Source organism: Actinacidiphila sp. bgisy145 (assembly GCF_057708125.1).
Map to the genome: position 1 here is coordinate 70,582 of NZ_JBYIRL010000040.1, position 8,247 is coordinate 78,828.

The window sequence follows — 8,247 nt, forward strand, 5'->3', positions numbered from 1 at the left end:
GCCGCCGACGGCGGCAGGGTGTTCGGTGCTCACGCGGTCACTTCACCGCGGCCTGGGAGACGTCCAGCACACCGGTCCAGTCGCTGATCACCACGTTGCGGATGTTCTTGCCGTACAGCCGCTTGTAGACGGGGTGGACCAGCGGCACGGTCAGCGCCTGCGCGCCGATCTTCGTGTCCAGCGCGCCCCAGCGCTTCGCCGCGGCGCTCAGGTCGGTGATCTTGTCGATCGCGTCGATCTCGTTGTTGACCGCGGGGTCGTTCAGCTGCGAGCTGTTGAAGTTGTAGCCGTCCTTGACGATCTGCCGGCCGTCGAAGATCGGGCCGAGGAACGGCCCGCCGGACGGCCAGTCGGCTCCCCAGCCGGCCAGGAACATGCCCGGCTCGGTCTTGACGCTGTAGACCTTGTCGTCGAACGCGTTGTGCTCCAGGCCCTCCAGCTTGACGGTGATGCCCGCCTTCTTCAGCGCCTCCTGGACCGCGGTGGCGACCTCGGGGCCTTCCTCGCCGCCCTTGTTGGTGTCGTGCGTGAGGGTGACGGTCAGCCCGTTGGGGTAGCCGGCCTCCTTCAGCAGCTCGCGCGCCTTCGCCGGGTCGCCGCTCTTGCCCGCCGGGAACGGGTCGGAGGTGGTGCCGCCGTTGAAGGCGGTCTGGTTCGGCAGGAAGGTGGTGGCGGGCTCGGCGAGCGAGGAGCCGCCGTCCGCGTCGACCACGGTGGTGCGGTCCACGGCGTACGCGACGGCCTCGCGCACCTTGATGTTGTCGAACGGCTTCACCTTCGGGTTGAAGGCGATGTAGTCGGTGTACCCGAAGTGGCCGGTGCCGACCCGGGAGGACAGCTCCTTGTCGCCGGCGGTCTTGGCGAGTTCGGCCGGGCCGAGGTTGGTGTCGGTGGTCACCGCGTTCGCGTCCTTGCCGACGCCCGCGGACAGCCGCTGGTTGATCACGGCCTGGTCCAGCCCGGACTGCACGTCGATCGTGTCGGGGTAGGCGCGCCGCTGGTCGTCGGTGGCCTGCGACCAGTTCGGGTTGCGCCGCAGCACGATGTGCTCGCCGTTGTTCTGGTTGCTGACCACCTCGTACGGGCCGGAGGAGACCGGGTGGTCGGCGTACTTGGTGCCGGTGTCCTTGGCCTTGGGCACCGGGGCGAACGACGTCTGCGTGGCGAGCAGCGGGAAGTCGCCCTCGGACTTGCGCAGGTGGAAGACGATCGTCTTCGCGTCGGGCGTCTCGATCGAGGCCAGGCCCTTGGGGTCCTTGTACGGGCCCTGGTAGTCCTGCGCGCCGACCAGCCAGTCCCGCAGGTAGGGGGCGCCGCCGGACAGCTCGGCGGCGAACGACCGCTCGATGTCGTACTTGATGTCGGCGGTGGTGATGGCCGTGCCGTCCTGGTACTTCAGGCCGTCCTTGAGGTGGTACGTCCACACGGTGGCGTCCTTGCTCGGCTCGCCGGTGGTCGTGGCGAGGTCGGGGACGACCTTGTTGCCGGCGGCGCCGTTCTCCCGGGCGCGGGTGGTGAGCGTGCGGTAGACCAGCGAGGGGATGTTGCCGCCGCCGGAGGTGTAGAGCCGGGCGGGGTCGAAGTTGTTCTGCGGCTGGTTGTTCAGCACGTACAGGGTGCCGCCGCGGTGCGGGGAGGCGTCGGAGCCCTTCGCGGCCGAGTCGGCGCTCTTGGGGCCGCAGGCGACGGCCCCCCCGGCGATGGCGAGGACAGCGGCTACGGCGCCCAACTGCCTTGGCGACAGGGACAAGCGAGACATGGCAGGGCCTTTCCCCGGGGCGTACCGGCACCGGGCGAGGGGAGGCGCGCGCCCGGGGCGCGCGGACAAACGGGGGAGAGGGGACGTGCGGGGTGGGCCCCGGGCGCGGCGGCGCCCCCGACGCGGTCGGGGGTGGCACGGCCAGGCGGGACCGGTGCGGGTGTCAGCGACAGTGCACGTCGGCGACGCTGTGCGCGGTCACGCCGATCAGCGCCAGCTCGATGCTGGCGCGGACCACGGGGCGGATGGGGCACAGGCACATGACAGAAGAGTGCGCTGGAGCACCACGAATTGTCAAAGTCGGACCATGATGATCACAAAGCGACACTTATGAACGTGCGGCGCGTGAGCCCGCCGGCCCGGCTCGCGGGCCGAGCGGGTCTTCGGATGCCCGGGGCTAGGACCGCGCGGCGCGGCGGATCTGCCACCAGGCCAGGCCGGCGGCGGCCGTGGCGGCCACGGCGACCGCGGCGCGCGGCCCGATCCGGCCGTCGGGGCCGTCCGTGCGGCGCGCCAGCACCGCCCCGCTCGACTGCCAGCTCAGCGCCGAGCCGTTCGACTGCCCCGATAGCCAGGACCCGAACGACTGGAACGACCCGAGCGACAGCGCCGACATCGCCGACCCGAGCGAGCCGAACGCCGCGAACGACGCCACCGACCCGACGGACAGCGCCGACCCGGCGGACCCGATGGAGAGCACCGACTCGGTGGAGGCGATGGACAGCAGGGAGTTGTGCGAACCGATCGACCAGCGTGACGTCATGCCGCCATTCTTCCCCGCGCGGCGTCAGCACGCCCCGTCGTCCTTCCACGCGGCCCAGGAAGCCGGGTCGTTCGGGGCGGCGCCGGTGGAGTAGGCGGTGGCGGTGTAGGAGTGGCCGGCGTAGGAGACGGTGTCGCCGGGCGCGTAGGAGGTGGCCGCGCTCCAGGCGGTGGCCGTGCAGCCCCCGCCCCCGCCTCCGCTGCCGGCGGTGGTGGTCGCCGTCACGGCCGCCGAGGTCGCGGAGACGGTGCCCGAGGAGCCGGTGGCGGTCACGGTGTAGGTGTGGGTGCTGCCCTCGGCCAGCCCGGTGTCGGTGAAGGTGGTGCCGGTGGCGGTCCCCGCCGCGGCGCCGTCGCGCCGCACGGTGTACGACGCGGCGCCGCTGACGCCGGTCCACGCCAGCGACACCGTGGTGCCGGTGGTGCCGGTCACCGTCAGCCCGGTCGGCGCCGCGAGCGGCGGCGGGGTGGTGGTGCCGCCGGAGGACACGAACTGCCAGGTGATGCCGGTGACGACCCCGGTCCCGGTCGGCGCGAACTCGGTGAACGCCGGCTCGCTCAGGTCGATGTGGCTCGCGTCGCAGGTCGGGCACTTGTCGGCGACCGGCACGGTGATCGTCTTGCCGCCGTAGCTGACCTGTACCGAGATCCCGCTGCACAGCGGGTCGTTGTTCGGGTTGGCCGCGGTCCACCACTGGTACGACACGGCGACCAGGTACTGCGTCGAGGCGTCGATCGAGGTGCCGCAGGCGCCGTAGCCGACGTCGTTGTAGTACGTCATCTCGCCGCTCATCGGCTGGCCGATCGGCACGTCGGCCGCGGCGGGCCCGGTCCCCAGCAGCACCAGCGCCGCGGCGCCCGCGATGCCGCCGGCCCACCGGCCGATCCGTCGCGCGATACGCAATGTCCTTCTCCCGTCCGTCGGTTCGGCGGTGCGGACCGAGCAGGGGCGCGACCCGGTCGACTTGACGGTACGCGAACAAGCGGGCTCTGGGTACCACGCGTCCCGGCCGCTCGTACGGTGCGGCTACTCGTGCGGGGCGGGGTCGGGGCGCAGGGCGGCGGACAGGGCGGTCGGGCCGTGGGCGGCGGCGCCGCGGGCGAACGCGGCCGCGTAACCCTCGTCGCCGAGCGCCGCGCGGGCCGTCTGCTCGCAGCGGTCCCGCACCGGCTGCAACTCCGGTGCCCCGCGCTGGGGGTGGCCCACGCTGCGCCAGTACGCCCCGCCGGTGCCGTAGACCGACGCGGCCTGCTCGGGGCGGCCGTCGGCGGCGAGCGCGGCGGCCAACAGGTCCAGGCCGAGCGCTATCCCGAAGGCGTCGCCCAGCAGGTGCTTGCTCTCCAGCATCGTCCGCGCGTAGGCGACCGCGTCCCTGGGCTCGGCGGAGAACAGGGCCACCACCGACAGCTGGTAGTCCAGGTAGGAGCGGGTCCACACCTCGCCGGTCTCCACGCAGTACCGGCGCAACTCCAGTGCCCGCGACCGCCCTTCGGCGAGCTCGCCGAGCGCGGTGAGCGACAGCACCTCCAGCAGGTGGCAGCGCAGCCGGTCGGGCGTGCCGAACCCGGCCCCGGCGGCCGGCAGGCCCGAGGTGGCGCCGAGCGCGTCCCGAACGGCGTCCAGGGCGGTGCGGGACTGCCCGGTGAGCATCCCCAGCAGGCCGGTCAGGCAGGCCGCGGCCATCCGGTCGGCGCTGTCGCCGCGCACGGTGACCGCGCGCACCTGCGCGTCCAGGGCGGCGGCGCGCTCGTACTCGCCCTGGAGGGTGAGCGCCGCGCCGAGGCCGATCAGGGCCCGGGTGCGGGCCGGGCCGGGGGCGGTGTGCTGGTCGAGGGCGCGCTCCAGGTAGGACCGGGCCTCCTTGAGGTGGCCGCAGCAGCTCCAGAAGTAGACCAGCAGGCCGGCGAGTTCGGCGGCCCGCGGGTCATCGTGGTCGAGCCAGTGGTCGAGGGCGGCGCGCAGGTCCGGGTGGGCGTCCTCGATCCGCCGGTAGCCGAGCAGTTGGTCGCGTCCGGACCAGGCGGCGTCCGCCCAGCGGGCCAGCCCGGTGAAGTACTCGGCGTGCTGCTGCTCGGTGACGGCGACCTCGCCCAACTCCTCCAGCCAGGCGTGGCCGTACTCCCGGATGGTGTCGAGCATGCGGTAGCGGGCCCCGGCACAGCCCCGCGCTGCGGTCACCGGCGGAGTCGCGGGTGCGGCCGCGGCCGCGGCGTCGCCGCCGCCGGATTCCGCGGGCGCCGGTACGGGCACGGGGGCCGGGGCGGGCTCGGGGTCCGCGCCGATCCCGCGCAGCACGGACTGCGCGACCAGCCGCTCCAGCATCGGCGCCACCGCCGCCGCCTCCAACGGCCCCCCGGTGGCGACCGCCTGGGCCGCGGCGAGGTCGAACGTGCCGCGGAAGACGCTCAGCCGCGCCCACAGCAGCCGCTCCAGCGGCGCGCACAACTCGTGGCTCCAGCCGATGGTGGTGCGCAGCGTCTGGTGCCGCCGCGGCCACACCGCGCCGACCGCGGCGAGCGTGTCGAAGCGCGAGCCGAGCCGCTCGGCCACGTCGGCGACGGCGCCCGGGCCGACCGACGCCACCCGCGCGGCGGCCAGTTCGATCGCCAGCGGGATGCCCTCCAGGCGGTGGCAGATCGCCGCGGCGGCTTCGGCCGCGCCCGGCTCGGCGAGCGGGGCGCGGCCCAGCCGGTCGGTGACCCGGTCGGTGAACAGCGCGAGCGCGTCCGGCCCGTCGGCCGGCAGCGGCAGCACCTCCACCAGCTCCTCCACCACCGAGCCGAGCGGGCTGCGGCTGGTCGCCAGCACCGCGAGGCCGGGCGCCGCGGTCAGCAACTCCCCGACGAGGTGGGCGCACGCGTCGACCAGGTGCTCGCAGGAGTCCAGCACCAGCAGCGTCCGCCGGCCGGCGAGCCACTCGCTGAGCGCGTCCAGCGGCATCCGCAGCGAGTGGTCCGCGAGGTCCACCGCGTCGCTGACCGTCGTCAGCAGCAGCTCGGGGCCGGTCAGCGTGCTGAGGTCCGCCCACCACACGCCGTCGGGGAAGCGCGCGGCGGCCGCGTGCGCGGCCCCGGCGCCGTCGGCGCCGTCCGGTTCCGCGGCGCTGTCCGGTCCCGCGGCGCGACCTGCCGCGACCGCCGCGAGCACGTCACCGGCGGCGCGCTGCGCCAGCCGGGTCTTCCCGATGCCGCCGGGACCGGTCAGCGTCACCAGCCGGCATCGGGCCAACGCCCCCAGCAGCCAACCGAGTTCAGTGTCCCGGCCGACGAAGCTCGATGTCTCCGCAGGAACGTTGCCCGTCATGACGACAGCGTGCCACCAACCGCACACGGAGGGAAACCCGCCCTCCGCGCGCTGCGGTTCCCCCGACGGCGGGAAGGCGTGACCGCCGGCTCCGCGGAAGGCGGCGCGCGAGGTGTGCAGGCGACCCGTCCGGAGCGTCCGCTCAGGCGGTGTGGGCCGCCAGGGCGTCGATGAGCAGGGGCCACAGGGCGCGCGGGCGGTCGTGGCCCATGTCGGGCACCAGGAGGAGTTCGGCACCGGGCACCAGCTCCGCGGTGCGCCGGCCGCCGCTGGGGTCGATCAGCGTGTCGTCCAGCCCGTGGATCACCAGCGTCGGCATCCGCAGGTCGCGCAGCGCGTCCGCGCGCGAGCCGCCGAGGACCATCGCGCCGAGCTGCCGGGCGACACCGGCGGGGTAGTAGGCGCGGTCGTAGCTCGCGGCGGCCAGCTCGCGCAGCACCGCGGCGTCGCCGTAGCGCCGGGAGGCCCACACCAGCTCGCGGTCCGCCGCCGCGACGTACCCCGCGCGGTCCGCGGGCCGGGGGCCGAAGAGCACCGCCTGCGCCTGCGGGCTGGACCGCCCGTACTCCTGCTCGCCGGTGGAGGACATCATCGACGTCAGGGTCAGCACCCGTTCCGGGCGGGACAGGGCCATCGTCTGGGCGATCATGCCGCCCATCGAGGCGCCGACGACATGGGCGCGTTCGATGCCCAGCGCGGTGAGCAGCCCGAAGCCGTCCCCGGCCATGTCGGGGAGCCGGTAGGGCACCATCGCCAGGGCGGCGGGGATGTCGCCGGAGCTGACGGCTGCGATGAACTCCGCCATGTCCACCGGGTGGTCGTCGAACCTGGTGGACAGCCCGCAGTCGCGGTTGTCGTACCGGATCACGTAGCGGCCGCGGTCGGCCAGCGCCCGGCAGAAGTCCTCGTGCCAGCCGAGCAGTTGCGCCCCGAAGCCCATCACGAGCAGTACCGGGGGGTCGGCGGGGTCGCCGAAGGTCTCGTAGGCGAGACGGACATCCGCGGACACATCGGCGATCGGCATGGCGGGAGCCTGCCACGGCCGGTGCCGCGGCGCACCGGAATTTCGCCGTCCGACCTGATGCTCCCGGGGCCCGACCCGGTGGTCCCCGGGTCCGGGCGGGGCGGTCGGTAGGGTGCCGGGTATGCCCGATGCCGCGCCCGAGCCCGAGCCGTTCACGCTGTCGACCGACCCCGCGGTCCTGGCGGACCTGCGGGCCCGCCTGCGGGCGACGCGCTGGCCGGACGCGCCCGCCGACGCGGGCTGGGCGCTCGGCACGGACCTGGACTACCTGCGCGAACTCGTCACCTACTGGGCCGACGGCTTCGACTGGAGTGCGCAGGAGGCCGCGCTCGGCCGCTTCCCGCACTTCCGGACCACGCTCGGTGGACCCGGTACCCCGGGCGGACCCGGCGCCCCCGGCGGACCCGGCACCCCCGGCGGGCCCCGCGGCCTCGGCGTGCACTTCGTCCACGCGCGGGCCGTCGCGCCCGCCGGCACCCGTGTGCTGCCGCTGGTGCTCAGCCACGGCTGGCCGGACTCCTTCTGGCGCTACGCCAAGGTCATCCCGCTGCTCACCGACCCCGGTGCGCACGGCGCCGACCCGGCCGACGCCTTCGACGTCGTCGTTCCCGACATGCCCGGCTACGGCTACTCCGACCGCCCCGCCGGCCCGCCGCTGAACTCCATCGCCGTCGCCGCGCTGTGGGCCGAACTCATGGAGCGGCTCGGCTACCGCGCGTACGGCGCCGCGGGCGGCGACATCGGCAGCCACGTCAGCCGCTACCTCGCGCTCGACCACCCGGACCGGGTCGTCGCCGTCCACCGCACTGACGCCGGCGTGCCGGTGCCGCCCGCCGACCCCGCGCAACTCGCCCCCGAGGAACGCGCCTGGTTCGACCGCGTCGCCGCCTGGGGCGCGGCCGAGGGCGGCTACGCCGCCATGCACCGTACGAAGCCGCAGACCGCCGCGTTCGGCCTCAACGACTCGCCCGCGGGGCTGGCCGCCTGGATCGTCGAGAAGCTCCGCGCGTGGAGCGACTGCGGCGGCGACATCGAGCGCAGCTACACCAAGGACGAGATCCTCACCAACGTCACGCTCTACTGGCTCACCGGCACCATCGGCTCCTCGATGCGCATGTACGCCGCCAACGGCGCGATCCCGCCCGCCCAGTTGGCCCGCCGCGTCGAGGTCCCCTCCGGCTTCTCCCTCTTCCCCGGCGACATCGTCCGCCCGCCGCGCGCCTGGCTCGAGCGCACCGCGAACGTCGCGTACGTCAACGAGCCGGCCCGCGGCGGCCACTTCGCCGCCTTCGAGGAACCCGAGATCTACGCGGCGGAGCTGCGCGCCTTCTTCCGCCCCTACCGCTCGGCGGCCGCCTGACCGGTCCGTCGGCCGACGGCGGACGAAAGGGGAGGGGG

7 protein-coding genes are annotated in these 8,247 nt (G+C 74.5%); 1 reads left to right on the forward strand and 6 read right to left on the reverse strand.

The annotated features are described in order from the left end of the window. Nucleotides 1-37 precede the first annotated feature (37 nt). From AC3ERT_RS29515 to AC3ERT_RS29540, 6 genes are all read right to left on the reverse strand, one after another. Nucleotides 38-1,759 (reverse strand): ABC transporter substrate-binding protein, encoded by a 1,722-nt coding sequence (locus tag AC3ERT_RS29515; protein WP_435177807.1) that lies wholly within the window; start codon nucleotides 1,757-1,759, stop codon nucleotides 38-40. Nucleotides 1,760-1,922: 163 nt separating this feature from the next. Continuing rightward, on the reverse strand, nucleotides 1,923-2,021 hold the full coding sequence (locus AC3ERT_RS29520; RefSeq protein WP_335972184.1) for an Ms4533A family Cys-rich leader peptide: 99 nt from the start codon (nucleotides 2,019-2,021) through the stop codon (nucleotides 1,923-1,925). A 135-nt stretch (nucleotides 2,022-2,156) separates the two neighbouring features. Next, nucleotides 2,157-2,522, reverse strand: coding sequence for a hypothetical protein (locus AC3ERT_RS29525; RefSeq protein ID WP_335972186.1), 366 nt, complete (start codon nucleotides 2,520-2,522; stop codon nucleotides 2,157-2,159). A gap of 24 nt (nucleotides 2,523-2,546) precedes the next feature. Next, a complete protein-coding gene (locus tag AC3ERT_RS29530) occupies nucleotides 2,547-3,425 on the reverse strand; it encodes a cysteine/serine endopeptidase inhibitor (RefSeq protein WP_435134922.1) in 879 nt (292 codons plus the stop codon). Nucleotides 3,426-3,548: 123 nt separating this feature from the next. Beyond that, entirely contained in the window at nucleotides 3,549-5,825 is a 2,277-nt protein-coding gene (locus AC3ERT_RS29535) for an ATP-binding protein (protein WP_435177809.1), read from the reverse strand. A gap of 142 nt (nucleotides 5,826-5,967) precedes the next feature. Then, nucleotides 5,968-6,849 carry an alpha/beta fold hydrolase gene (locus tag AC3ERT_RS29540; protein WP_435177811.1) on the reverse strand — a complete coding sequence of 294 codons (882 nt, stop codon included), beginning with the start codon at nucleotides 6,847-6,849 and terminating at the stop codon, nucleotides 5,968-5,970. Between the two features lie 121 nt (nucleotides 6,850-6,970). Here AC3ERT_RS29540 and AC3ERT_RS29545 point away from each other — a divergent pair, with 121 nt between their 5' ends. Further along, nucleotides 6,971-8,209, forward strand: a complete 1,239-nt coding sequence (locus AC3ERT_RS29545) for an epoxide hydrolase family protein (protein ID WP_435177813.1) — start codon at nucleotides 6,971-6,973, stop codon at nucleotides 8,207-8,209. Nucleotides 8,210-8,247: the final 38 nt, after the last annotated feature.

Excerpts from the sequence above, each read along its gene's own strand:
- AC3ERT_RS29515 (WP_435177807.1), bottom strand. The coding sequence starts at position 1,759 with ATGTCTCGCTTGTCCCTGTCGCCAAGGCAGTTGGGCGCCGTAGCCGCT.
- AC3ERT_RS29520 (WP_335972184.1), bottom strand. The coding sequence starts at position 2,021 with ATGTGCCTGTGCCCCATCCGCCCCGTGGTCCGCGCCAGCATCGAGCTG.
- AC3ERT_RS29525 (WP_335972186.1), bottom strand. The coding sequence starts at position 2,522 with ATGACGTCACGCTGGTCGATCGGTTCGCACAACTCCCTGCTGTCCATC.
- AC3ERT_RS29535 (WP_435177809.1), bottom strand. The coding sequence starts at position 5,825 with ATGACGGGCAACGTTCCTGCGGAGACATCGAGCTTCGTCGGCCGGGAC.
- AC3ERT_RS29540 (WP_435177811.1), bottom strand. The coding sequence starts at position 6,849 with ATGCCGATCGCCGATGTGTCCGCGGATGTCCGTCTCGCCTACGAGACC.
- AC3ERT_RS29545 (WP_435177813.1), top strand. The coding sequence starts at position 6,971 with ATGCCCGATGCCGCGCCCGAGCCCGAGCCGTTCACGCTGTCGACCGAC.